The organism is Chloracidobacterium sp. (assembly GCA_015075585.1).
In the GTDB taxonomy this organism is placed as follows: Bacteria; Acidobacteriota; Blastocatellia; order Pyrinomonadales; family Pyrinomonadaceae; genus OLB17.
Map to the genome: position 1 here is coordinate 740,648 of JABTUB010000002.1, position 23,963 is coordinate 764,610.

At 57.7% G+C, this 23,963-nt stretch carries 26 protein-coding genes; 7 read left to right on the top strand and 19 right to left on the bottom strand.

The window, feature by feature from the left end:
• Positions 1 to 11: 11 nt before the first annotated feature.
• Together HS105_12345 and HS105_12350 are read right to left on the bottom strand one after the other, a co-directional pair.
• A complete protein-coding gene (locus tag HS105_12345; GenBank protein ID MBE7517376.1) occupies positions 12 to 1,634 on the bottom strand; it encodes a glycosyltransferase in 1,623 nt (540 codons plus the stop codon).
• 3 nt (positions 1,635 to 1,637) lie between these two features.
• Complete coding sequence (locus tag HS105_12350) at positions 1,638 to 2,660, bottom strand: glycosyltransferase family 2 protein (protein ID MBE7517377.1); 1,023 nt, start codon at positions 2,658 to 2,660, stop codon at positions 1,638 to 1,640.
• Between the two features lie 101 nt (positions 2,661 to 2,761).
• On the opposite strand from HS105_12350, the gene HS105_12355 reads away from it, so the two are divergent.
• Genes HS105_12355 through HS105_12370 form a run of 4 tightly spaced genes read left to right on the top strand, consistent with a single transcriptional unit; the run spans position 2,762 to position 5,747 of the window.
• Entirely contained in the window at positions 2,762 to 3,604 is an 843-nt protein-coding gene (locus tag HS105_12355) for a glycosyltransferase family 2 protein (GenBank protein ID MBE7517378.1), read from the top strand.
• Positions 3,601 to 4,371: a WecB/TagA/CpsF family glycosyltransferase gene (locus HS105_12360; protein MBE7517379.1), complete on the top strand. Its 771-nt coding sequence runs from the start codon at positions 3,601 to 3,603 to the stop codon at positions 4,369 to 4,371. Before HS105_12355 ends, HS105_12360 begins: the two co-directional genes overlap by 4 nt.
• A gap of 60 nt (positions 4,372 to 4,431) precedes the next feature.
• Entirely contained in the window at positions 4,432 to 4,953 is a 522-nt protein-coding gene (locus HS105_12365; GenBank protein MBE7517380.1) for a DUF4149 domain-containing protein, read from the top strand.
• Positions 4,950 to 5,747, top strand: a complete 798-nt coding sequence (locus tag HS105_12370) for a hypothetical protein (GenBank protein ID MBE7517381.1) — start codon at positions 4,950 to 4,952, stop codon at positions 5,745 to 5,747. The genes HS105_12365 and HS105_12370 overlap by 4 nt, the downstream gene beginning before the upstream one ends.
• A 13-nt stretch (positions 5,748 to 5,760) precedes the next feature.
• Here the strand turns inward: HS105_12370 and xerC are convergent, their stop codons facing one another.
• The 7 genes from xerC to HS105_12405 all read right to left on the bottom strand — a co-directional run bounded on the left by xerC (position 5,761) and on the right by HS105_12405 (position 11,412).
• A complete protein-coding gene (gene xerC, locus HS105_12375; GenBank protein ID MBE7517382.1) occupies positions 5,761 to 6,672 on the bottom strand; it encodes a tyrosine recombinase XerC in 912 nt (303 codons plus the stop codon).
• On the bottom strand, positions 6,672 to 7,757 hold the full coding sequence (locus HS105_12380; protein ID MBE7517383.1) for a VWA domain-containing protein: 1,086 nt from the start codon (positions 7,755 to 7,757) through the stop codon (positions 6,672 to 6,674). Before HS105_12380 ends, xerC begins: the two co-directional genes overlap by 1 nt.
• A 25-nt stretch (positions 7,758 to 7,782) precedes the next feature.
• Positions 7,783 to 8,529: a sulfite exporter TauE/SafE family protein gene (locus HS105_12385; protein ID MBE7517384.1), complete on the bottom strand. Its 747-nt coding sequence runs from the start codon at positions 8,527 to 8,529 to the stop codon at positions 7,783 to 7,785.
• On the bottom strand, positions 8,517 to 9,851 hold the full coding sequence (trmFO, locus tag HS105_12390) for a methylenetetrahydrofolate--tRNA-(uracil(54)-C(5))-methyltransferase (FADH(2)-oxidizing) TrmFO (GenBank protein MBE7517385.1): 1,335 nt from the start codon (positions 9,849 to 9,851) through the stop codon (positions 8,517 to 8,519). The genes HS105_12385 and trmFO overlap by 13 nt, the downstream gene beginning before the upstream one ends.
• Before the next feature lie 88 nt (positions 9,852 to 9,939).
• Complete coding sequence (locus HS105_12395; protein MBE7517386.1) at positions 9,940 to 10,257, bottom strand: hypothetical protein; 318 nt, start codon at positions 10,255 to 10,257, stop codon at positions 9,940 to 9,942.
• Positions 10,258 to 10,275: 18 nt separating this feature from the next.
• Positions 10,276 to 11,127, bottom strand: coding sequence for a P22 coat protein - protein 5 domain protein (locus HS105_12400; GenBank protein ID MBE7517387.1), 852 nt, complete (start codon positions 11,125 to 11,127; stop codon positions 10,276 to 10,278).
• A gap of 12 nt (positions 11,128 to 11,139) precedes the next feature.
• Entirely contained in the window at positions 11,140 to 11,412 is a 273-nt protein-coding gene (locus tag HS105_12405; protein MBE7517388.1) for a hypothetical protein, read from the bottom strand.
• Positions 11,413 to 11,545: 133 nt separating this feature from the next.
• Here HS105_12405 and HS105_12410 point away from each other — a divergent pair, with 133 nt between their 5' ends.
• Positions 11,546 to 12,040 (top strand): hypothetical protein, encoded by a 495-nt coding sequence (locus HS105_12410; protein ID MBE7517389.1) that lies wholly within the window; start codon positions 11,546 to 11,548, stop codon positions 12,038 to 12,040.
• A gap of 20 nt (positions 12,041 to 12,060) precedes the next feature.
• Here the strand turns inward: HS105_12410 and HS105_12415 are convergent, their stop codons facing one another.
• Genes HS105_12415 through HS105_12440 form a run of 6 tightly spaced genes read right to left on the bottom strand, consistent with a single transcriptional unit; the run spans position 12,061 to position 16,623 of the window.
• On the bottom strand, positions 12,061 to 13,329 hold the full coding sequence (locus tag HS105_12415; GenBank protein MBE7517390.1) for a phage portal protein: 1,269 nt from the start codon (positions 13,327 to 13,329) through the stop codon (positions 12,061 to 12,063).
• Positions 13,326 to 14,666, bottom strand: a complete 1,341-nt coding sequence (gene terL, locus HS105_12420) for a phage terminase large subunit (GenBank protein ID MBE7517391.1) — start codon at positions 14,664 to 14,666, stop codon at positions 13,326 to 13,328. The genes HS105_12415 and terL overlap by 4 nt, the downstream gene beginning before the upstream one ends.
• Positions 14,663 to 15,046 (bottom strand): hypothetical protein, encoded by a 384-nt coding sequence (locus tag HS105_12425; protein MBE7517392.1) that lies wholly within the window; start codon positions 15,044 to 15,046, stop codon positions 14,663 to 14,665. Before HS105_12425 ends, terL begins: the two co-directional genes overlap by 4 nt.
• On the bottom strand, positions 15,003 to 15,389 hold the full coding sequence (locus tag HS105_12430; GenBank protein ID MBE7517393.1) for a hypothetical protein: 387 nt from the start codon (positions 15,387 to 15,389) through the stop codon (positions 15,003 to 15,005). Before HS105_12430 ends, HS105_12425 begins: the two co-directional genes overlap by 44 nt.
• Positions 15,386 to 15,571: a hypothetical protein gene (locus HS105_12435; protein MBE7517394.1), complete on the bottom strand. Its 186-nt coding sequence runs from the start codon at positions 15,569 to 15,571 to the stop codon at positions 15,386 to 15,388. The genes HS105_12430 and HS105_12435 overlap by 4 nt, the downstream gene beginning before the upstream one ends.
• Positions 15,568 to 16,623, bottom strand: coding sequence for a chitosanase (locus HS105_12440; GenBank protein MBE7517395.1), 1,056 nt, complete (start codon positions 16,621 to 16,623; stop codon positions 15,568 to 15,570). Before HS105_12440 ends, HS105_12435 begins: the two co-directional genes overlap by 4 nt.
• A 238-nt stretch (positions 16,624 to 16,861) precedes the next feature.
• On the opposite strand from HS105_12440, the gene HS105_12445 reads away from it, so the two are divergent.
• The gene (locus HS105_12445) at positions 16,862 to 17,110 is read left to right on the top strand and encodes a hypothetical protein (GenBank protein ID MBE7517396.1); all 249 of its coding nucleotides are present in this window, start codon (positions 16,862 to 16,864) and stop codon (positions 17,108 to 17,110) included.
• Positions 17,111 to 17,167: 57 nt separating this feature from the next.
• On the opposite strand, the gene HS105_12450 is transcribed toward HS105_12445, so the two are convergent.
• Positions 17,168 to 17,902, bottom strand: coding sequence for a hypothetical protein (locus HS105_12450; GenBank protein ID MBE7517397.1), 735 nt, complete (start codon positions 17,900 to 17,902; stop codon positions 17,168 to 17,170).
• 82 nt (positions 17,903 to 17,984) lie between these two features.
• The gene (locus HS105_12455) at positions 17,985 to 18,470 is read right to left on the bottom strand and encodes a hypothetical protein (protein ID MBE7517398.1); all 486 of its coding nucleotides are present in this window, start codon (positions 18,468 to 18,470) and stop codon (positions 17,985 to 17,987) included.
• An 85-nt stretch (positions 18,471 to 18,555) separates the two neighbouring features.
• Here HS105_12455 and HS105_12460 point away from each other — a divergent pair, with 85 nt between their 5' ends.
• Positions 18,556 to 21,360: a tetratricopeptide repeat protein gene (locus HS105_12460; protein MBE7517399.1), complete on the top strand. Its 2,805-nt coding sequence runs from the start codon at positions 18,556 to 18,558 to the stop codon at positions 21,358 to 21,360.
• Here the strand turns inward: HS105_12460 and HS105_12465 are convergent.
• The gene (locus tag HS105_12465) at positions 21,357 to 22,694 is read right to left on the bottom strand and encodes an O-antigen ligase family protein (GenBank protein ID MBE7517400.1); all 1,338 of its coding nucleotides are present in this window, start codon (positions 22,692 to 22,694) and stop codon (positions 21,357 to 21,359) included. The two genes, HS105_12460 and HS105_12465, sit on opposite strands and share 4 nt — an antisense overlap.
• Positions 22,694 to 23,962, bottom strand: a complete 1,269-nt coding sequence (locus HS105_12470) for a hypothetical protein (GenBank protein ID MBE7517401.1) — start codon at positions 23,960 to 23,962, stop codon at positions 22,694 to 22,696. Before HS105_12470 ends, HS105_12465 begins: the two co-directional genes overlap by 1 nt.
• Between the last annotated feature and the right edge of the window lies 1 nt (position 23,963).

Genomic DNA, 23,963 nt, shown 5'->3' on the forward strand with positions numbered 1-23,963 from the left:
TGCCGCCGACCCTACCGGCAAGCAGGGCCAAAGGGCGGCGACTTCGATAAGTTAACATTAAAATACGGATCAGCGTAAAAAATTTCGGCAAAGCGCTTCTTCAATACGCCGAGATCGCTGTGCCCGACAGTCCTGCCTGCGGCCTTTACGACCGCGAACGGCGTCGCGACATTATTACATCCCGCAAGCATCGCCCGGAACGAAAGATCGACGTCGGGCCGCTGTTCATCGCTCATTCCGGCGTCAAAGCCGCCAAGCCTCTCGAAAAGCCCGCGGCGGACCGTCATCGCCTCGATGGAGACGGCCGAGACGTTGCGGACAACATTCTTTTCAAGAAAGCCGCTCAGCCGCAAATTTTCACCCGCAAATTGTGAACCGATACCGTCATTCAGCCCTGCGGTCAGGCCGATCTCGACGATTGTTCCGCTTCCTTCGACAAGCAAAGGGCCGACAACGCCGACATTCGGCATCAGCGCCTGCGCCGCAAGCTCTTCGACAGCGTCGAGCGTCAACGCGGAAATGTTTTGCGGCACAAAGCAAAGCACATCGCCCGCCGCTTTCGCCGCTGCGGCCTGCAGAGCCGCAAAAATACGCTGCGGCGGATCGGCCTCGATCACCTCGAGCACATCGCCTTTAACGGCCGCAGCACTTTCACGATCGAAACAGATGACCGAGACATGGGCGGCGACATTCGATCCCGCACGCATCCGATGAAGTTCGCCGATGCCGCGGATCGCCCGCACATCGGAACCGATGCGTTCGAAATGTTCATCGAGTGCCGCGCGTGCACGCTCGTGCGCATAGCCCTTTTGCGACGGCGCCAACGCAACAGACCCCTCGACCGAGCGCCAATGGTAAAGCACTTTCGGTATGTGTACGACGTCACTTCGCGAAAGCCCCTCGCTCGCCCGCAGCAGCAGATCGTAGTCCTGACTGCCGTCAAATTCGCTCCGGAACTTTAGATGCTTGATAAGCGCCGTGCGATATACCGTGAGGTGATTCACATAATTCACGCAATGCAGCAGATCGGGGCTCCAATTCGGTTTGAAATACGGCGAATAGCGGCGGCCTTCGGTATCGATCACGTCATGATCGCTGTAGATGATCGCCGCGCCCGGCTCCGCAAAAGCCGCAGCCGCGGCCTCAGCCAAAGCGTTCTCCGACAAGAGGTCATCGTGGTCTAGTAATGCGGTAAATTCGCCGTTCACGAGGCCGAGTGCCGAATTCGATGCTGCGGAGATGTTGCCGTTCGCCTCACGAAACACAGCCTCGATGCGCCCGTCATTCTCGGAAAATGAACGCAGCAGCGGCCTTATGTGTTCGGCCGTTGAAGCGTCGTCGGCGATGCAAAGCTGCCATTTCGGGTACGTTTGCGCGAGCACCGACCCGATCGCCTCGCTGAGCAGCCGCTCGGGCGTGTTGTATGTCGGCATCAGCACCGATACGGACGGAAACTCGTCAACCTTTGCGGGCAATGCTGTCTGCGTCGCCGGCTCGCATTCGGCGATCCATTGCCGATACTGCTTATCGGTGTTGCGCCCGCGAAGCCTCCGCAGGACCTTGCTTGCAGCGACGGCAAAGCCGTCACGCCGCATCGTCTCAAGCACCTGCCGGAAATGTATCGATAGCCGCATTGTTTATTTTCGGATCGTATCGAGCAAAGCGCTCTGCCCGCCGCGCGAGAACTCGTAATAGCGGCCGCTGTAAAGCTCGGCAAGCACCGGAGCGATGCGGGCGATACGCAGCTTAGGATAGTTCATTCGTGTCTGAAGATGGGCGATCTCGAGGCTGATACGCAGCCGCGCGGCTTCGAGCATCGAGGCAAGCCGCCGGCGATCCGGCACAAGCTCCGGCATCGGCGCCGCAGCACGCATTGCCGCGAGCCGTGCCTCGTCAAAAAGCTCGGCGAACTGATCGAATCGCTCATTTGCACGCAGGCGCTCTTCGACGATGCGTCGGTGCTGATCGGCACGCGAAGCGTCCCTTTGCCCGTGGCCGACACCCAACTGCTGGGCGTCGTGCTGTCGATAAAGTATCAACTGCTCATCGACCGCCGCGACGCGCGATGTAAGCGATGCGATGAGCGAGATCCAGCCGTCGTGGATCATACCGGTGAGTTTCGGTATCGGCAGAGCCGCACTCACGAGCGAACGTCTGAAAGCCATCGTCGCACCCGTTACGACATTGTAATAGAGCAGCACTTCGGCCGCGCGGCCCTCGGCGAACATCTTCCGGTCGTAAGCACGGAACGTCCAACGCCAAAGCGGCAGGCCGAGCGGCCGAAGTTCCGCATCCACGACCTTTGCATTGCTGAACGCCATCCCGACTTGCGGATCGTCGAATCCACGCATCATCCGCTCGACCTTGTGCGGCAGCCACACATCATCCTGATCGGCGAGGAAGATGATGTCGCCGCTGCATTTTGCGATAGCGCGTTCGAAATTCTTATCCGATCCGATGTTCTGCTCGCCTCTTACGATGTGAACTTCTGCCGCCGCAGTGGCGGCGAACCGCTCGGCTGTTTCCAATGTGCCGTCGGTCGAGGCATCGTCGCTGATGACGATCTCGTCGGGGCGGCGTGTCTGTGCCGCGATACTGTCAAGCTGCTCCTGCAGGTAACGCGAGCCGTTATACGTGCAGAGGGCGACGGAGATCTTCATAAGCCGGGCATTGCGCATGTTGCGCTTTCGTTGGCAAGATTTTAGCATCATTGCGGCGATGTCGAAGCCAGAGGGCTTCCGCGCCTGTGCCGCTTTGCCTTATGCCGCGTATCGATGTGCTGATGTCAACCTTTAACGGAGCTGCGTTCCTGCCGCCGCAGATCGACTCGATCATTGCACAGGAACACGCGGACTGGCGGCTTTTGATACGCGATGACGGCTCGTCGGATGCCACGCTCAATATCATCAAGGCCTACGCCGAACGCGACGCCCGAATCGAACTGCTGACCGGCGACAGCGGCAACCTTGGCGCCTTCGCGAGCTTTATGCGGCTGGTTGAAGCCTCGGACGCACCGTACTTTGCTTTCTGCGATCAAGATGATGTCTGGTCGCCGCAGAAATTATCACTGCTTCTCGAAAAAATGATCCGTTCCGAGACTCAGTACGGTGCAGATACGCCGCTTGTCGTCTTTAGCGATATGTCGGTGGTCGATGAGAATTTGGTTCTGCTGGACGCCTCTTTTCGCCATTTTTCGCAGTTCGATCCGTTCATAAGCCGAGATTGGCGGCGGCTTCTTGCCCAGAATGTCGTCCTCGGCTGCAGCATGCTCGCGAACGCGGCCGCACGCCGCGCCGCTCTTCCCTACAAGCTACGCGATATGCCGCACGACCAATGGGTCGCGGTGAATGCAGCACGTTCGGGCCGCATCGAATTTATAGATGAGGCGACGGTCAGCTATCGTCAGCACGGCCGTAACTACGCGGGAGCAAAGAAGTTCGGGCTGCTCTACGCAATATCGAGGCTGCCGCACTTCATCATTACGATCGGCGAATATCGGCGGGCGGCGGCACATTTCGGCGATGTTACGACGCTGCAGTTGACTGCAAGCAAATTCCGAACGAACGTCCGCCGCTTTGACAAAAAGGAGGCGTTCCGCGAATGAACGCCAAAAAGACACGCATCATCAGCCTCAACGTCGATGTTATTACGCTCGCCGGCGCTCTCGAACGCATCACGGAGTTTTGCAGAAAAGGCAGCGGCGGTTTTGTTTGTCTCGCAAATGTGCACATGGTGATGGAGGCGTATGACGACGCATCGTTCGCAGATGCCGTCAATGCTGCCGATCTCGTCCTGCCTGACGGTATGCCGCTAAAATGGATGCAGCGGCTTTCTGCCGAACGCACCGCCGCACGCATCCGCGGCAGCGATCTTATGAACGCTTTGCTTGCCCTCGCCGAACAAAGAGGCCTTACCGTCGGTTTTTACGGCAGCGAACCTTCGGTTATCGAAGCCATCGAGCGCCGCCTTGCGGTCGAGTTTCCGGCTTTGAAGGTCGCATATTCATATTCGCCGCCGTTTCGCCCGCTCACAGCAAACGAAGATACCGACATTATTGCGGCGATCGGCCGGAACGCTCCGGACATACTCTTTGTCGGCCTTGGCTGCCCAAAACAGGAGCGTTGGATGCACGGTCATCGGCCGCATCTGAAAGCCGTGATGCTCGGCGTCGGTGCGGCGTTCGATATCTTTGCCGGAAAGCAAAGCGAAGCTCCGCGTTGGATCAGCCGCATCGGCCTCGAGTGGCTCTATCGACTCCTGCTGGAGCCGAAGCGGCTTTGGCGCCGTTATTTATTGCTGAATCCGCGATTCGCGGCTCTTGCCGCGATGCAGCTTGCGCGGCGAAATGTAAGGCCCAAGGACGCCGCATAGCCGTGTTGCCCTTCTGCCTTAAAAACCGGATAATACTTGCTTCGGCCCGCGATTCGCATTATGAAGTTCCTTTCTGACATTCGGCTCTTACTGCTCGGCGTTTGGCTTGGCAGTGCGGTCTTCTTTATCGGCGTTGCTCAAACGGCTTTTGCTCTCGTCGCTGACCGCGGGCTTGCCGGTGCGGTCGTCGGGCGCAGCCTTTCGATCCTTAATTACGGCGGGCTTATCATCGCCGTTCTTTTGATATTGACATCCCTGATGATACGCAATGCAAGTGCGTTCTGGCTTTGGACAGAACGTTTGCTTCTGCTTATCGTCGGTGCGGCGTGCGCCGTCGGCGAATTCGTGATCGGGCTTTGGATGTCGTCGATACGCTCGCAATTCGGCGGCTCGATCGATCAGGCGGCCGCTGACGACCCGCTGAAGATCCGCTTCGATCAACTGCATCATTGGTCGGAATGGGTGCTCACCGCCGCGATGATCGCTGCGTTCATCGCATTCTTTATCATTGCGAACCGCAAATTCACGACACCGAAGGCCGCAACCAATATTTACGATTTTGAAAAAGAGTTTAAGATATGACCATGGAATTGATCGAGAACCGCGACACATTCAATAAAAGATTTGCCGCTTGGAAGCCCAATGATGACCTCGCAGGGCTGCCTTACGCCGAGAACGTCCACTCGATGCTGACGCCTTTCCTGCGTTCGCTGCCGATGCTGAACCTCGCGCTTATCTCATCGGCCGGCGGTTATATCACAGGAACCGAAGCCTTCGATCTGTCGGCAAAGGACGGCGACATAAGCTACCGCGAGATCCCCGTCGAGGTCGAGGCCGGCGACATCTCATACGCCGCAAAGGGCTACGACACAAAGGATGTGCTTGCCGACCGCAACTCCCTGATCCCGATCGACCGCCTGCAGGAATACGCTGCGAACGGCGTCATCGGCAGCCTCAATGGCGTCTGGTGGTCGGTTAGCAGCCGCATCCCGAATGCCGTTCGTGTTGCCGATGAGCTTGCACCCGCAATAGCCGGACGCCTTGCTCATTACAACTGCCAGGCGGCGCTGCTCATTCCCGCATCGCGCCTCTGCCACCAAACGCTCGGCATCGTCGCCCGTGCGGTCGAAGATGCCGGCATCCCGACGGTTTGCGTATCGGTAGATCGCCCGATGACCGACCATGTGCGGCCGCCGCGTGTCGTCTATTACAAAGGCTCCTTCGGCTCCGTCGCGGGCAAGCCGAACTTCAGCGAGTATCAGCGACGCATCCTCGATGAATCGCTGCGTTCGGCTGAGACCTTTGATCAGCCCGGCTCGCGCAAACTCGTCGTCGATCTCGAAACACAGACCGAGACCGCACGCGGCGAACGATGAACTTATCTGCAAGCTACGCTTTCGGATGCGCCTTGTCGTAAACGTCGATCATCTTTTCGATCGAAACCTGTGTATAGATCTGTGTGCTCGACAGACGCGCGTGGCCGAGCAGTTCCTGTATATCCCGCAGGTCGGCTCCGTTGTCGAGAAGATGCGTGGCAAAGGTATGGCGCAAGCTGTGCGGCGAAATGTTGTGAATATCAGCGAACATCTTGATATATTTATCGACCATTCGCCCGACGCTCCGCGTCGTCAACCGCCCGCCGCGGCGGTGCAGAAAGACGGCATCGAGGTCGCGTTCCGCTTCGGGGCAAGCATTCAGAAAGGTCGCACGCGTTTCCTGCAAATAATTTAACAGAGCCTCCGCCGCCGGCTCGCCGAATGGCACTATCCGTTCCTTTCGCCGTTTTCCCATCACGCGCACCATACGCTCGCGCAAGTCGATGTCCTGCAGGTCGATCCCGACAAGTTCGCCGACACGAATGCCCGTCGCGTACAGGAATTCGAGTATCGCGCGGTCGCGCCGCCCGAGGTCGGTGTTGATATTCGGCATCTCGATGAAACGCACGGCATCTTCCATCGATAGCAGTGTCGGAAGCTTCCGCTCGATCTTTGGCGTGGCGACCAATTTTGCCGGGTTCCGTTCGGCTCTGCCCTCCTGCATCAAAAATGCAAAAAAAGTTCGCAGGCTTGAGAGCTTTCGTGCAACGGTCGTTTTCTTATGGCCGTTGTGAAGTTCAGCGATCCATTCGCGTATCGTCAAATTGTCGATCTGCCCGATCGCGATGTCGCTACGCTTCTCGATCCTAAAGAGGAATTCGGCGAATTGTTCAAGGTCGGATTCGTAGTTCCGGAGCGTATGCGGACTGACGTCACGCACGTATTTGAGATGCTGCAGAAAATCTTTTCTTTCTTCGGTGAATATCACGGCCGCTTTGGGACATAGTAGCCTTTTCGCGTTCGAACCGTAAGGCCGCTGCGGCCGTTTACCTTTACCGTGATCTCACGAAAGGCTCCCGCTTCAGCCGCCGTATCATCGGGATAGTATGCGAGAATGTACTGCTGCGAAAGGCTCGCCGAGATGTCGTCGAAAGCCTCGTTCATCTCACGTTCATCGATCGGCGAAAAGACCGCTCCGCCCGTCTGCTCTGCGATCTCGATCATCCGCCGCTCAGCCGTGAGCGAGCGAATGTTGGCATTTCCCTCACGGCTGCCTGTGCGTTTGAAGTTCTCAAAGTCCTTTGTTTTCACCACATACACTTGACAGTTCGTTTGTTGAAGCGTCTTTACGACGCCTTCGAGCGTCGTGCTCAGCTCGCTGTAAGTGTCCTCACCATCCGAGACTATCACTATCACACGGCGGCCCGAATAGGCCTTCAAATACTCCGCAGCCTCGATGATGCCGTCAAGCAATGCGGTTGCACCCGCAGGCGGCGGGAAGGCGTTTATCGCATGCGTAAGCAGCGTTGTATTCGCCGTCAAAGGCTGTGAAAGGCGCGTGTAGTCGGCAACCGAAAAAAGTGCCGCTTGGTCGATCTCGGGGCGAAGCACACGCGTAAAGAATCGTACGGCCGCGTCGCGTTCGAAATCACGCGCGGCGAGTATGCTTGACGAATTATCATACAGCATCGCAAGCCGTATCGGCGAGCGGCTGCGGAAGACCTCGTCGATCTCGACCGCCTTGCCGTCAACACGCACTTCAAGATCACTTTTCTTCAGCGTCGTAACCGCGCGGCCTCTGCTGTCAAAGACCGAAACAGGTATCGGAACAAGCATCGAGCTTACGCGCACCACCTCGTCCGTCTGCTTCGGTTCCGGTGTCGGTTTTGGTGTCGGCTCGGCGCCGGTTCGGGTCGGCCTGTAGCCTGTCGAAATGCTCGGTTCGGGCGTCGGCGTCGCCTCGGGTTTTATCCGCCCCGACTGTGCCGCAGCACCGATGGCAAACAAAAGCACAATGACAGGCACGAATGGCCCGATCCCGGCTGAATTTTGCTGCAACTGAACAGGCATCCGGAAGTTTGATGCAATTTAACGGCTAAATGAAAAAGAGTTTTACGCCCGCGAGCAGGAGAACCACCGCGAGCACACGCCGAAGCGTGATCGAATCGAACTTCTTTGCCCCCAGCGTCGATCCGACGATGCCGCCGCAAACCGCTGCAATGATCCAGAACCAAACACCCGACGGAAGCTGAAAAATATTCGTGCCTTTTCCCATCAGATAATTTCCGAGCAGCCCCGCAAATGAATTGACGAGTATGAACAAGACCGAAACTGCGGCCGCGGTCTTCGTTTCGGCCCAATGCGCGAGCATCAGCACCGGCGTCAGAAAAATGCCGCCGCCGACGCCGACCATCCCCGACAAAAGGCCGATCGCAGCACCTATTACAAGCCCGACTGGAACGGGCGGCTCTTTCGCATCGTTGTCATCACTTGCGAACTTGACCGCAAGCCGCAACGCCGCAAGGCAAAGCACGACGCCGAGCACTATCTTATAAATGTGTGTCGGCAGCTGCACAATACCGCCGTAAAACGCGAAAGGTATCGACGTGGCCGCGAACGGCCAGAATGTTCTCCATCTGAAATGACCCGCACGCCAGAATTGATATGTGCCGATAGACGCCACAAAGAGGTTCAACACAAGCGCCGTCGGCCTTGTGATCTCGGGCGCGACGGACATGAACGCCATCACTGCCAGGTAGCCCGACGCTCCGCCGTGCCCGACCGAGGAATACATAACGGCCACGATAAAGACCGCTATCAGGACGATCACTAGTTGTTCCATAAATTCGATATAAAGCGGTCCCAATCCGCAAGTGCATTTTCTACCTGTATAATGTGCCGCTCGCGCTTGTTGCGGTGCTTTTTGCGAAGCTCTGCGGCAAGCGGTTCGAGCAGCCCGAAGGTTATATTGACGGGCTGGAAGTTCTTTGTCTCAACGTTCGACACATAGCGGCATAAAGCTCCGATGGCCGAGGCGGCCGGTGCGGTCAGATACCTGCTGCCGCGCAGTGCCCGTACCGCATTCTGCCCGGCAAGCCAGCCCGTCGCGACCGACTCCACATAGCCTTCGACACCGGTGATCTGCCCTGCAAAGAAAAGCCGCGGATCGCTCCGCGTTGCAAGCGTTTCATCGAGTATCTTCGGGCTGTTGATGAAGGTATTGCGGTGTATCTGCCCGAACTGAAGGAATTCGGCGTTCCCGAGGCCGGGAATAAGCTTCAGAACACGTTCCTGCTCGCCATATCGCAAGTGATTCTGAAAGCCGACCATTCCGTAGGCATCCGCCATCAAGTTCTCCTGCCGGAGCTGTACGCACGCGTAAGGCTCAGCACCTGTTCGCGGATCTGCAAGGCCCTTAGGCTTCATCGGCCCGAAACGTAGCGTATCGACCCCGCGGCGTGCGATCTCTTCGATCGGCAAACAGCTCTCGAACCAATGCGTCTCTTCAAAACGCTTTAGCGGTACCGAGCGCGCACTTGTCAGGGCGTCATAAAACGCAGCATATTCGTCAGCCGACATCGGGCAGTTTATGTAATCATCACCGCCCTTGCCGTAACGCGCCGCCTTGAACGCCACCGCCATATCGATCGAGTCTGCCGCAACGATCGGAGCTATCGCGTCATAAAAATAAAGCTGATCGTCGCCGGTACGCCGCATTATATCGGCCGTGAGAGCGTCGCTGGTAAGCGGCCCCGTGGCGATGATCGTCGGCGTTTCGGCCGCACCTTCGCCGAGCGATGTTACTTCCTCGCGAACGACCTCGATACGCGGATGGGCCTCTATCTTGTCGGTAATATATTCGGCAAATCGAATACGATCGACCGAAAGAGCCGCTCCTGCGGGCACTCGCGTCGCCGCCGCCGCCTCCATCACCAGCGAGCGGCCGCGGCGCAATTCTTCCTTCAGAAGGTATGGTGCCGTTCCGGGTTCATCCGACTTAAGCGAATTTGAGCAGACTATCTCCGCGAGTTTGTCCGAACGGTGTGCCGGCGTCTGCTGCAGCGGGCGCATCTCGAACAGCCGCACGTCAGCCCCCGCCTCTGCCGCCTGCCACGCCGCCTCGACACCGGCAAGTCCGCCGCCAATGACCTTTACAGTACCCATTGCAGAGATTATAGGCTAAAGCCGCGTAGCGCGAAAAGGCGGCACAAAGGCCGCCTTCCGAATAATACATATGGCTTAACATATGTATTTATTTTGTTATGATACTCAGGTTCTTTTTGCGTAGGAAAAAGCGGGCCATCGCACGGCAATTGTCGAAGACCTTTGACGTTGCGGGGCCTTCTGCCGCTTCATCGACCGATGCGGCTGCCCGTGCGGCTTTTATCAACCACGCCTTTGCCGCCGCAGCATTAAGATCATAGGTCGGCGCCCATCCGTCGTCGTCAGGAGATCGGCCGCCCGCATCGGCCACCGATGCAGCCGCCAGCAGATCATCGAGCTCAGCTTCCGCAAGCACCGGTTCGCTTTCCCATGCCGTGAGCAATTTTAGTTCGTCGAGTGTTGTCATCGGCAACGCGGTCGCCTCCTAGCTCTTGTTTGCCGTCAGCACCGCGAGGGCGGTCGGCCGCACTACCTTTGCACCATAGACGTGAAGGCCCTTGACCGCATCGCCAAACCGCTTTTCCGGCTTATAGCTTTGGATGTCAAGGATCTGCTCTACATACGCGGTAGCGATGGCGTGTCCGGCAATGATCTTGTATTTTGAGCTGTCAGTATTCGGAACGTTATTCGAACGCAGTATCGCAAAGCCGGCCGCTTCGCCAACCTCGCCGTTCGCCAAGCGGCTGTCGGAAGCTTTGCTGCCCATCGCAACGAACCGCTCGTCCTTGAGCAAAAGCCCGTGAAACCACGCCGGGACGACCACGAAGCGGCCCGTGAGCGGGACATTCGCCTCATCAAGCATCGTGCTGAGATCGACGAGGTATTCGTACGCATCGTCCTTGGTCGGCACCTTTGGCGAGACGTTCGAGCCGATAGTGTTCGCCGCGTCAGCCTGTGCATACATAATGCCGGCGATGAACTTATCAGCTTGGTCGCGTAGTGCCCACGCTGAGCGGCGCATCGCTTCATCAAGCACATTTACGTTCTGCTGTGCACGATCTATCGAGTCGATGTAGAAGTTGAAGTACTTCTGCCGGTCGATATTGAGCGTTTGTTCATCGTCGGTCAGTACCTCAGGGTCGGCGATGTCCGTATCCTTTGTATAATCGCCGATCGTAACATCGCCGATCGATGCGATCTTGACCGTATCACCGGCCGAGCGTATCTCGCCCTCATACGAGCGGTCGCATACATTCGCTTGTCCATATATGAGTGAGCCGTTCAGCGCCGTCAATAGGCGCGCCGCCCACACTGTCGGGATAAAATCCAATGCCATATCGTCTCCTTATCAACGCGTCCTCAGGACGCGGCTTACCTCATTCCAATCAAGCCGTGCTATTTCGCTCGGCGACATTCTGTGCAGTGCTTCGCGTGTCAAACGCGGGCCTTGATCAAGGCCTGCACCGGCGTCGATGCCGTTTGCCGCCGCATAGCGGCCGGCAAGCTCCGCTTTCATCTCGGCGATCTCGCGGCGGAGTTCGTCGAGCGATGCCTGAAAGCCGGCTTCGGGCTCCCGCTCCGGTTCGTTCTGCCGCACTTCTTCTCGCACTTCATTTTCCATATCGTTATTTCTCCTGATGTCAGCTTGTGCAAAAACTCGGTTCCTTTTTCGTCTGCTCATTACAGCGGGGAGGGCCGCGTTGACGTACGGCCGGATAACCGCCAGAAAATAAATACATTTCGGATGTCAAGATATGCCTATTTTTAAAACTCAAGGTTTGAATCTCGTTGCTCAGCCCAAAGACGCTGTTTGCTGGTGGGCAAGCGCCACGATGCTTTACAGATGGTCAAAAAAATCGGGAATGGGAAGTATGATCGACCCGCTTTCCGACAGCGGCTTTGCATACCGCTACGAACAGAATCTCGACTGGCCGTCAGAGCAGAACGGCTACATGGCGAGCCAGCTCAGAATGAAACAGATCGAGAAGATCGATCTCAGTTACAGCAGCCTTTCAGAAACGCTGCAAAAGCGCGGCCCCATTTTTGCCGGCGTCGAAAGGAGTTGGGGCGGCGTTGTACCTTTCGGACACGCGATAGTGATCGGCGGCGGCGCCGATACCGGCGTACTTGTTTACGATCCGTGGCCGGTCAACCGCGGCTGCATAATTTGGCTCACATGGGCACAGATAAGGAAGGCGATCGATGCGATCACGCAATACGCACGCCCTCAGTTTTTGGCGGCAGCATAATGCCGCCTTCGGCGACCTCGTCATGAAGGCTCGCCCTTTGCAGCCTCGGCACCGTATCCCGCTTCGATAACGAGTTCGGATCGCGGAATGCCGAGCTGCTTTTTTAATAAAAGGATCTGAAGACGTTCGCGTTCCGACAGCGGCGACGGATCTTGCCAGAGCGTTACAAGCTGCGTACCGCGTATGCCTTGTATCGCAAGGGCGAATGACATCACATCGGCCCAAACCTGCCCATACGCAAGCTGCCGAGAAAGGACCTTTGCGATAAACCGTGCACTCGCCTGCCGCAGGCTCTCGCCGCTCGGAAAAGCGGCCGCATCCTGTACGAAATAATGCAGCGGCGTGCCCGTAACCGTTGCAATATCAACACGAAAACCTTCCTTGACCTTTAAGAACTGCTCCAGCTCCGCGGCTTGAAAATCGCCAAAACGGGCGCTCGGATCGCCTGCTATCCAAAGCGAATCGACACCGGAAGTGAAAGGAGCGACAGCGTTGCCGTCGCTGTCGTATTCGACCTCGATGCCGGCCGCCCACCGCTGCCGGAACGCGGCGAATTCCATCGCTACCAGCATATCGAGCACGGCTTTGTTCAGGCCGTCCTGTATCGGCAGTGCCGCTTCAAGCTCGGAGCGGCCGGCCGACCCGATCTCGCTGTTGTTGGCGAAATGAAAGAGCGGCACGCGGCCGTACGGATTTGCGATCGCCGGGCCGGCAGGCATCATATCCTTGACTTCGGCAGCGGCCGAGACATTCTGCATGCGCGAGATGTATCGCTCGGTGCGGTCGGGGTAAAAGAGGTTGAGCCGCGTGTGCTTCTTGCCGTCGAGCCAGCATTTTGCGGCAAACTCGATCGTATCCGGGCGGCTTTCCTCATAGAACACTGCAATACCCGCACTGTGTTGCGGATAGATGCACGGCCTTCTATTTACGTCAGGCCAGACAAGCACAAAGCCGTCGCCCTGCCGAAGCGCTTCTTTATGAACCTCGCCCGAACGGATCGCCATTCGATTCCGCGACCAGACGTCACGCACGGCTGCATCGACACGCTCTGTAAGGTGCGGCGAACTCTCAACACTGAAGCCCTTTACAAGAAGCTTGTCCTTAACGGCATCACAAATAATGGGGCAAAGGTTGAGTGCGAACTCGCGGAAGAGCTTGCCGAATGTGTTCTCAAATTTCTCGGTCGCGAACCGCAGATCGTGGTCGCCGTTGTAATAGCGTTCGTACTTTTCCGTGAGCGGCCGGCGCGTATGCAGAGCGTCGATCGCCCGTTCGATATCCTTTTTCATCTGTCTCCTCTGAAGGCGTACATCGCCCGTTTTCGTTCAGCCAGCATCCGCACGGCAATACTCACCGCATCGATCTGGTCGTCGTGCTCGCCGTTCGGGAATGCGCACGCCTCATCAATGAATTCATCGATCCAGCCGCCCTGTACGAGGGCGATCTTTCCCGCCTCGGCAAGCGGTGCCCAGCTCAGGGCACGCGTCCACTTGTCGGCATCGACCCTTACCGCACGCAAAGGGCTTGCACGGCTGCGCTGCGAACGCCGAAGGTCCTGCAGCAGAGCCTTGCCGTGAAGAGCCTGTTCGATGCCGTGCATCGTGTCGCGTTCGGCAAAGAGGCGTTCGATGACGAATTTTCGTTGCTCGGGATATTTGATCCGTCGTCTAAAGCCGTCCGCAATGTAGAGCGTACCGTCCGGGCCGAACGCACAGCGGAAACTTGCCGTGTGATCGGCCGTAGTTCGGGTCGAGACCGCAAGGTCGTAACCGCGTGCCCACGATAGTCCTTTCGGTGCGGCCGCCACGATATGCGTGAACCATTCCCGCTTGAACATCTCGCCGTCACGCGGCACCGGGCTTTGCTGGTAAAGTGCCGAGAATGAATAGCTTCCGAGCTGCCGCTTGATGTCGAGAAGGCGTTCGATGCCGAACCGCTCAGGCCACAATGCCTCGCCGCAGCAGCGTCCGAGTGCGTCGCCATCTTCGGCGATCGCCGGAAGCTTTATCACACGCCAATGCCCGCTGCCCTCGTCATCTTTTAGAAGACGGCCGGCAAGATCGTCCTCGTGCCAACGCGTCTGTATCAGGATGATCGCGGCCTCGGGCTCAAGCCGCGTGTAGATATCGTCGCTGAACCACTCGGACGCCGTATTGCGGCGACGTACGCTCTCGGCTTCCGCACGTCCTTTTATCGGATCATCAATGATCACAAGCGACGCACCAAAGCCCGTAACGCCCGCACCGACACCGACCGCACGGACGCCGCCGCCCGCCTTTGTTTCCCACTCGTCAACGGCGGTCTTATCAGCCGCAAGCTCCACGCAAACGCTTACGATCCGCCGGATACGGCGCGAAAAGCGGTTGGCAAGCTGCTGATTGTAGCAGGCAACGATCAGGTTCAGCCGCGGGTCGCGTATCAGCCGCCACGCTGCATAATGTATCGTTACCATCTCGCTTTTTCCGTGACGCGGCGGCATAAAGATCATCGATCTGCGAATGCGTGATGCGGTGATCTCGCGAAGGTACCCGCAAAGATACCGCTGGTGCGGGTGCCTCCATTCGAGTGTCGGTGCCGTGTGTTCGAGCCATTTCATAAACTCGTCATCCTCATCGCTCGGCATCATTTGAGAATGATCGCCGCACCCGCACCGAGCAGTATGTCGCCGACACGCCGCCATATACTCGAACGCTTCTGCTTCAAATGGCCGATAAGCTCCTCTTGCGCGGCGATCGTCCGGCCCTTTGCGTCGAGGGCCTCGTTCTTTGCGTCAATCGTTGCCGTAAGCGCTTTAGTTTGAGCCTTTTGCGTTGCAACAAGCTCCGTCAGCAACGCGTTCAATTCGCGCTCGGCGGCAAGCGCCGTCCTCAGCGCCTGCGCTTGGCTTTCGAGCGATGCCGCAAAGGCTCGGACCGCGCTCAACTCGTCGGCCGCCTGTGAACAAGCAGCGGCAAGAGCGCGTTCATCGCCCTTCGCACGTATAGCCGAGGGCAGTGAGCTTTTCACAGACGTCGGCGGTATTTGCGGGCTTTGTGCCTTGACGCCTGACAGCATCAACACGGCGGCGAGCATTGCGAACATCATTTTCACGATCACGTATCCTTTCATCATTCTCCTTGGCTTGGGTGCGAAGTTTCTCGATGCCTGCCTCGAGGTACTCGATCTTTTCCTCGTAGGCCGCGGCCTGCAATTCTTTTTCGGCGGCCAGCCGCTCGGCACGGGTCGCGGCTTGCCTGAACTGTTCCGTTCGCAGTTCGGCCCGCGAGAGGCGGTATTGGGAAATGCCGCTCCAGATAGCCAGAAGCGCCGCCAGCGCGATACCGAGAGCGATGTATGCCTTCGTAGTCATCGCCGGCCGCCTCGCTTTGAGCGTTCGAGGTAGATCTGTATCAGGACATCGACCGATTTCCCGATCGAAAATAGAACTACCGGCAGCACGATCGTAACGACAACGTCGTATGAGAATGCGGTCGTCAGCAGCGTCGAAAGCGAACTCGACCACGCGATCGCGATATTCTTTGTGTCACTCATTGGTTTTGTTCCTTGATCTTGTCCGAGACAAATTGGCGATAGACATATAGTGCCGTTAAGATAGCGGCCGCGGCGGCAACGGTGATCCAGACGGCTCGCGGCAGCCCGGCAAAGAAACTGCCGGCCGCCCAAAGCGTCTGCCAGATCGTGCCGGCGACCGTTGTCCGCAGTGCCTTTACGCGGCCTGCGCGGTACGCAACGCCCGTAACGATGCCGTCAACGCTGTCAAATGCCTGCTCTGCCGCTGCGAATATCGAAGTTGGTGAAAGCTGCGGCTGCTCATTCGGCGGGATATTAGTGTGCGGTTGCTGCGAGGTTTCGCGGATCTCGGCAGGCTGAATGGAGGGCACAGCCGCAGCTTCTTCGTCCGTAATTACGGCGAAGATATCGTTGGTAAGGCGTACACCGTTAACGTTCAGCGGCAGCCGAAGATCCCAGTTCGAAACGGCGATACAGTTGAGGAAGAACTTTGTCCGGTAGCGTGTTCGTGCGAGACGCGGGAAGCTTGCGAGCCACGCATCGCGCCTCCGCACATAAGCGGTGATGTACTCGTGCTCATTCGCGGCACTGACGTTCACAGTTCGTGCGACACGGTTCAGCGAGCCGTGCACGATCGAATCATAAAGCACGGCGAGGCTCAGCGGCTCAGTGAAGCCGAGGCGTTCGCACAAACGGATCGCAGGACGAAGATAAAGCACTTCGGCGATCTCGCGTTGGGCACGCTTCATCTGCGGCGACCCGGCGGCGTCAATGAGCGCTTGCCTGAGCTGCCGGTCATTGCTTGCCGCCGTGATCGCATCGCGTGACGTGCGTTCAAGCAAGCCGAGCCGTTCTTTTAGGATATCTGCGGCGACCACGCCGCCGAGTGCGAGATAACGCTTTGCGACGCGGGCAAGCGAACCCGAACGGTGTGTGAATTGGTTCATTCCGTACGATATTCCCGCTCCGTCATTCAACACTGCCAGTGCCGAGCAAATGCCGAACGGAGTTGCCGTTTCGAAAGAATGTACGATCGCAAGGGCCTTTAACGTATCGGTTTTGGTGAAAGACATTGACATTCTAGATGATCCTTATGTAGTATTGATTACAACGGTCGGACGATATTTGAATAAGAAGACCGCCGACCATTCTCATCGTAATACGAACCAATACGGGAAGAAATGCTGAATTTCAAGGCCTATATCACAATGCGTGTATTACAGTATTTTTCTCTATTTAAACGAAATTTGAACGCCCGCTCGGCCGAGATGCCAACATCGGCGGCAACGAACCCAAATCACCACAGAAGCCATGAATACCACACAACGTTTATTGGATTTGTCACCGCGGCCAAAGCTCCGCCTGAGCGAGGTCGAGCGTCTGATCCGCATCCATCGGATCATCACACCCGCGCCGTCGCGCAGGGCATTGATAATGCTTTGCGAATCCGGCGTGCTTGAGGCGGCGCCGCGTAGTGCGAACAGCAACTCGCCGATCCTTGTTTACGAGGATAGTTTTTTGCGGTGGGTAAAAAGTATGGACAGTGAGGCCGCGGGCTGAGGCTGCCCGCCGGCATGCCGAACCGATCGGCGATCGCCCCTGCTCCCGGCCGTGCTCCTAGGCAACGGTCGCTTCGCCGGCCGGTGCTTTTACGACATAGAGGATGCGGGCACAGTTCTCACAGGTGATTATCTCCGTGCCGCGCTTCACTTCAAGCAGCATTTGCGGGCGCAGCGACATATAGCAGGCACTGCACGAGCCGCTCTGAACCTCGGCAACGGCAATGCCGTCGCGGCTTCTCGTGGCAAGGCGATCGTAAACCGAAGCGAGCTGCGGCGACAGCGTCGCAAATGATGCTGCCCGCTTCGCAGTCTCTGACTTGAGTTCGGCCTCGGCCTTAGCAGCCTCGTCGTCGTGTACGGCGAGAGCGTCGGCCAGCTTACTGTCATGCCCGGCTATCTCGTCAGCGCGTTCGGTAAGCTCCTTGTCAACCGTTTCGAGTTCGTCGAGCATCTCGACGGTCTGATTCTCAAGGGTTGAGATGCCTTTCTGCAGGGCATCGATCTCGCGCATTGCGGTTTCGTATTCTTTCGAGTTCTGGGCGTGTTTAAGGTTGCGTTCCGCACGTTCAAGATAGACCTTATTATCGGCTATCTGTTTTTCCAGCTCGGAGCGCTTTGAGGTCAGGCCCTGTCGGCGGTCCTGTATCGCCCGCACTGCCGAGGCTTGTTCATTGAATTCGTTCTCGATCGCGGCCCGGCGCTCGCCCGCCGTATCCAAGAGTTTTCTGAGCCGTCTGATATTCGTATCCGTATTTTGTAATTCGATCAATTTATCGAGGTCTTCGATCACTGGTTAAAAGCTCTCCCCCACGCAGATCCGTGTCATCTGCATTTTATCGCACAAATCGGCCTCAGCGAAACCTACGCCACATTCAGCCCAGAAATATCTCAAAATGGCGGCGGCAATCGGCTAGTTCGAAGCGGCTGCCGTCCGCCGTGATCCAATGCGGCATTTTCCTGTCGAAAGCGAGTCTGATCAGCTCATCGTTACGCGGCATCCCGAAATGCGACAGCCGTGCGGCGGCTAATGCGCCGCCCCGCATTATTCCGTCTGACGGCGTTCGCGTCCAACCGGCCTCGACGCTGAGGCATCTCACCCCTTGCCGCAGAGTGAGCCGGGTTCCGACTAGGTTTGAGTTGCCCTCGCGGAATGAGTGCGGTTCATCGCGTTCGACGATCAGCTCGCGGATCAGATCGGCTTGTGCAACGGCGATCATCGAATCGATCAGCCAGCCGACGCCCGCGGTGCGCAGCTTGTCGTTGGCCGCACGCAGACGCAGGAATGCGGCAGCATCACCTGTGGCATTTTCGGCCGCGGCGGCGATCATTTCGGCCCAAAGAGCGTCAAGCTCGGTCATAGTGCGAGGATAAGGGGCAAAGGCACAAAAGCCAACTTCGTGTTATGCTTTTGCTTGCTCAAAAAGGGTGAATTTTGTCATAAATATGCGTGTTACAGCAGTTTTGATGCTCCTTCTGATGTCGCTGGTACCGGCCTTGAGCCAAGGCAAGCAGACCCGCGCCACAACACGCGACGCGAAGAACGGGCCTGCCGTAAAGACCGCCCCCGCTCCAAAACCAAAGCCAAAGCCAAAGCCGACACCGACGCCGAAGGCGGATAACTCCGCGAAAGAAAAGGAGGACCTTCAGAAGGCGATCGACATCGAAGACGCAACCGCACGCATAAAGGCGTTGGAACGCTTCATCCGGACGTATCCGCGATCCAAGAATGTGGTCGATGCTCGCGAGGTCATTGTAAAGGTCAATTCAGACCTCGGCAACGAGCGTCTCGCGGCCTCGGACGTCGCAGAGGCGATGAAGTATTTTACAGCCGCGGTTACCGCCGCACCGCAGCCTTTAGGCGACACGCTCTTTAGCGAGATACTTGTTAAATTCGCACCGAACCTTTTCTTTCGAGGCGCCCGCAAAGAAGCTGTTGACCTAACAAAACTGCTTGAAGCAAAGACCGAAGGCAATGCCGAAAAGACGCTTGCTCTTGCCGGCTTTTATTTGAGTATCGAGGACGGCGCGGATGCGGCGCGGCTCGCGAACGCGGTCATTGCCGAAAAGCCCTCTGCCGCTGCCTATCAAACTCTGGCTCTTGCAAAGCGGATCGATTTTGACATCGAGGCCTCGGCAGAAGCATTTGAAAAAGCACTCGAACTGGATAACTCGTCAACGGCTGCCCGGCGCGGCCTTGCCGAGACGAAGCGTTCGCTCGGCAAACCTGAAGAGGCTCTCGCTCTGTATAACACGATACTGGAAAACGACCCGAAAGATGTGCCGGCACGCACCGGCGTCGTGCTGTCGCTATTCGACCTCGGTAAACGCACGGAGGCCGAGGCCGAAATGAGCTCGCTGATGGCCGACAGCCCCGGCAACGTCATCCTGTTAGCAAGTGCGGCGTATTGGTACGCATCGCACGACATGGCAGACCAGGCGGTCGAGTTCGCACAAAAAGCGATCGCGGCCGACCCGCGTTTCATCTGGTCGCATATTGCACTTGCCCGCGGCTATGCGGATAAGAATGACTTTCCTGCCGCTGAAAAAGCACTTCTTAAGGCCCGTCAATACGGCAATTTTCCGACGCTTGACTATGAATTGGCCCGCATCCTGCTCGAGCAGGGCTTTTATCGTGAAGCCGCTGAAACGCTCGATCACAGCTTTGCCGTCGAGGGCGACAAGGTCGCGGCGGACCTCGGCTTTCGTGTTCGCCGCTCGGCAGATGATCTCATCGGCTTGATCGCACTTGAGCGGCGTTCGAGCATCTTTCTTGCGGATGCGAACGAGGACAAGGCCGTCGCGCAGCGATTGCGCAACCTGCTCGATTTCGAGGTCAAGGTTCAAACCTCAAGGGACGCTCAGGCCGTTCTTCCTGCTGCTGATGCCTTTATCGCGGGCGACGATAAGATGCAGGTGTTCCGCCGGCTCTTCGTCGCAAATGAACTTCTGAACGAGAAGCTCGATGCCGACCGCGTCATCGAACTGGCGCGTGAGGCGATGGCCGGCGTTGATGACGGCGTCACACAAAAAGCCGCTGTCTCGGCGACGCTGGCTGATGAGCTTTACGATCCGCGTGCTCTTGCATCCTCGCACGCGGAGTACGTTGAGCTGCCGATCATTTCGCGATCTGTTCTGTCGTCGATCATTCGCGGCCGCATTGAGGATATCGCGGGCGAGGCGCTGCTTATCAAAGGCGATACGGATGCCGCCGTTATCCGACTTCGGCGTGCAGTCAGCGTCCTGCCGACCGACAGTGTCTGGTGGCGGACTAGTACATGGAGGCTCGCTCGCGCTTTGGAAGAGAGCAAGCCTGAAGAGTCTCTTGACCTGTCAATAAAAAGTTATAAAGCAGGGCCGCCGGATATCGTAAAATACGGCACGATCGAAGCGCTTTACAAAAAGATCAATGGCGGCATAGAAGGGCTTGAGGCAAAGATCGGTGCAAATCCGCTTTATGCGGTCAAGATCGCGGATAACACGCCGACGCCCGAGCCGACGCCCGAAACCGCTCCGAGCATGACCCCGGCCGCCACGCCGGAACTTGTTCCTGTCACCGCTCAAGCCTCGCCTGAATTAAGCCCGGAGCCTGTGGCATCGCCAACGCAGAAGGAAGCTGCCGAACCGACGCCGACACCTGAGCCAAGCCCCGAAGCTGCGGCATCACCAATACCAAAAGAAGCTGCCGAACCGACGCCGACACCTGAGCCAAGCCCCGAAGCTGCGGCATCACCAATACCAAAAGAAGCTGCCGAACCGACGCCGACACCTGAACCAAGCCCCGAAGCCGCGGCATCGCCAACGCAGAAGGAAGCTGCCGAACCGACGCCGACACCTGAACCAAGCCCGTCTCCGACGGCAACAACGGATAGCAAGGACACGCTGTTTCCGCCGGTCGTTATCGTTATTCCAAAGCCTGCGGCTAAAGACGCCGAACCGAAAGGAACGCCGCAACCCGAGCCTGAGCCGAAGCCGTGCACGCTTACTGTCAGCGAAGATATGCTTACATTCACGCCGGTGATAAAGCAGCTTGCCGTGGTCCTCGGGACGGAAACCGATGAGGATCTGACCGATCTGTCTGGCAATTCCCTCAGCCCCGAAAATGTCGCTGTGCGGCGCGAATCGATACCCGAGGTCAAAACACGCGCGATCTACATCATCGGGCCGCTCAAGGACGAGATAGGCGAGTACGAGGTGGAATTTGCCCTGCCATGCGGCCGCAAGAAGATCGCCGTCCGCGTGGTACGCTAAGCATCGGTCGAGGCCGGGCCTGCTGCAATGGCCGCAAGCAGAAGGAAGAAGAACGCATCGGCAGGCGTACGAAGCGGAAAATCGACAAAACTGTGCAGCAGTATCGCAAAGCAGCCGCCGAGCGCTCCGATGCGGAAGGTCATGTCCGCACCATTTGCGGCTGAAAGCTGCTTCATTGCCCTTGAGAACAGCAGATAAATGAACGCCGCGGCGATGCCGAAGCCGATAATGCCTGCATCGGCAAGCATTTGCAGATAGTCGTTATGGGCCTGCTCGACACGGAACTGCCCCGGCCATGTGTCGTATTTCGGGAACGCGTAACCGAACGTGTCAAGGCCCGTCCCGAGCAGCGGATGATCGATGAATATACGCAATGCCACGCTCCAAAAATGTGTGCGGCCGTTCGAGACGTCATCCTGCACACCCGCGATCCCAAGCCCTCTCAGCAGTGAGCCGTCGCCGCCCGCGAACAGCACGACCGACATTACGACGATAACGCCTGCAAACGCGAGTGCCGCAACCGTAAGCAGCGACCTCGAACGGTGCTCAGCCCCATTGCGTGCCGAATAGATACGGCCGATGGCGAACACGAACACAAGCCCGGCCGAAAAGCTCAAAAGCCCGCCGCGTGAGCCGGTCATAAGGCAGGCCGCGGCCATCACGACAAATGCTACGGCAACAAGCACCTTTCGTTGACGCGCGATGCGGTTTGAGAGCAGCATCGCAAAGCAAAGAGCACCGGTCATTTCCATAAAGGCCGCAAAGTGATGGCTGTTCACAAGCGGCCCGAACGGCACGGCCTGAAACGGCGTTCGAAGGCCGTAGATCGTATCGGGGTCGGCAATTCGCTGAAGGATCGCAAAGAACGCGAACAGCGAACCGGCGATGACAACCGTTAAGGATGCGATCTTTGCGCGTCGGCGGTTCAAGAAGGTAAGTGCGGCCGTCAAAAAGATCGCGTAAGCAAAGATGCGAATGGTCAGGAACAGCGTCGAGAATGGGTCGAGCGAGAGCGCCGCCGCACCGCTGCCCGGAAGTTCCGGCGGAATATCATTCTTAAAAAGCGGCAGCAGTTGAATAAGCCCGACACAGCCGAGCAGTACGATCGGCAGCGGGAGCAGCGACGTCGTTACTTCAAGTTCGCCGCGTCTGAGAGCACCGGCGAGCCACCACGCCGTAAGCAGGAATATCGCTACGGAGATAAGCGTCCATGTAGCTGTATCGACGCCGCCGTAAAGCGCCATTGATGCGATCGGCAAAAGGAGCAGCAGCACGAAGATAAAACGGTTGCGGCCGCCTTCTGCATCATCTTGATGTATGACAACTTCGTTCATCACTGCTTCGCGATCGCTATATCATCGATCCACAGCGTTCCGCTGATCGGGCAGATCGTTGCCGCACAGTCCGAACGCACAAGCCGCACGATAACACCTTCGCCATCGCGCGATGTCGTAAAGCGGGCTTCAACGCGTGTCCAATCTGCGTTTGCCGCAAGGTCAGGTGTGCGCGTAAGTACCGCTCCCGTTGCGGCATCGACCGCCTCGAACCGAACGGTGCTTGCAGCCTTAAGATCTGCACGGTAGAACGCGCTCAGAACATACGCCGTGCCGGGTTCAACCGCTGCAAGGCGGCTTACGCTGCGAAATTCTGACGCCTGGCGTGCGTTGAAAACAAGCATCAGGCTGTTCGCACCCGAATGGAACTGAGCAGTGCTGAGTGCGATCTGCGGTTCGCTGCCTTCGCCGATGTTCCACTCGAAAACGCCCGCACCGCGTATTTTCACGCCTGTTTCAAACCCGCCGTCAAAGATCGTATCCGGCGGCGTATTCACCGCGCCGATGCTGCGTGAGATCTCATACGCAAGCCGATACTGCTTTGCGTTCATCAGCGGGCCGATAAGAGGCTCGCCTTGGGGCTTCAGATCGCCGCTGAATGAAGCGGCACGCTCCCAAGCGCTACGAGCCGCGTCATATCGGCCTGCAAATATGAAATATGCGGCCGCCGCCGCGTTCACTTGCTGCGTATCGCCCAGCGCCTCGCGCACGCTGCCGATCTCGCCATCCGACCCCTGAAGGATCGCAGTAACGGCGGGTACCGCATACTTCGAATTCCCCGTCATTGCCGAACGCAGAAAGCCGTACGCCGCTCCATCGCCGCGACGCAGTAGTGCCATGCCGTATGCCCACTGAACATCGGCGTAGTTCGGTGCAAGCTTCAACGCGCGCGCCAATGCAAGTTCACCTTTGTCCGGCTCGCCGGCGTGTACCTTTGCAGCACCGAGTGCGAGCCAACTCAAATAGTTGTATGGAGCGGCGGCGGCCGAGTGTTCGTATTCCGAAAGTGAGCGTTCCAGATCGCCTGCTTCGAACGAGCGTTCGTAAATGACCGCGGCGGTGTAACGAGTCTGCGGATCGCGCGGTGAAAGGCCGGCGGCCAAAGCTGCAAGATCTTTATCTTTAACGCGCGTTGAGACGGCATTCGCAAAGTTCCACTTCGCCGCAAATACCGTGAGCACAAAGCATGCGAGCATCACAGCCGCGACCGCGGCACGCCCCGGCAGCGTTTCGATACGGATCTTTACAATGCTGTGTTGTTTCGCCACA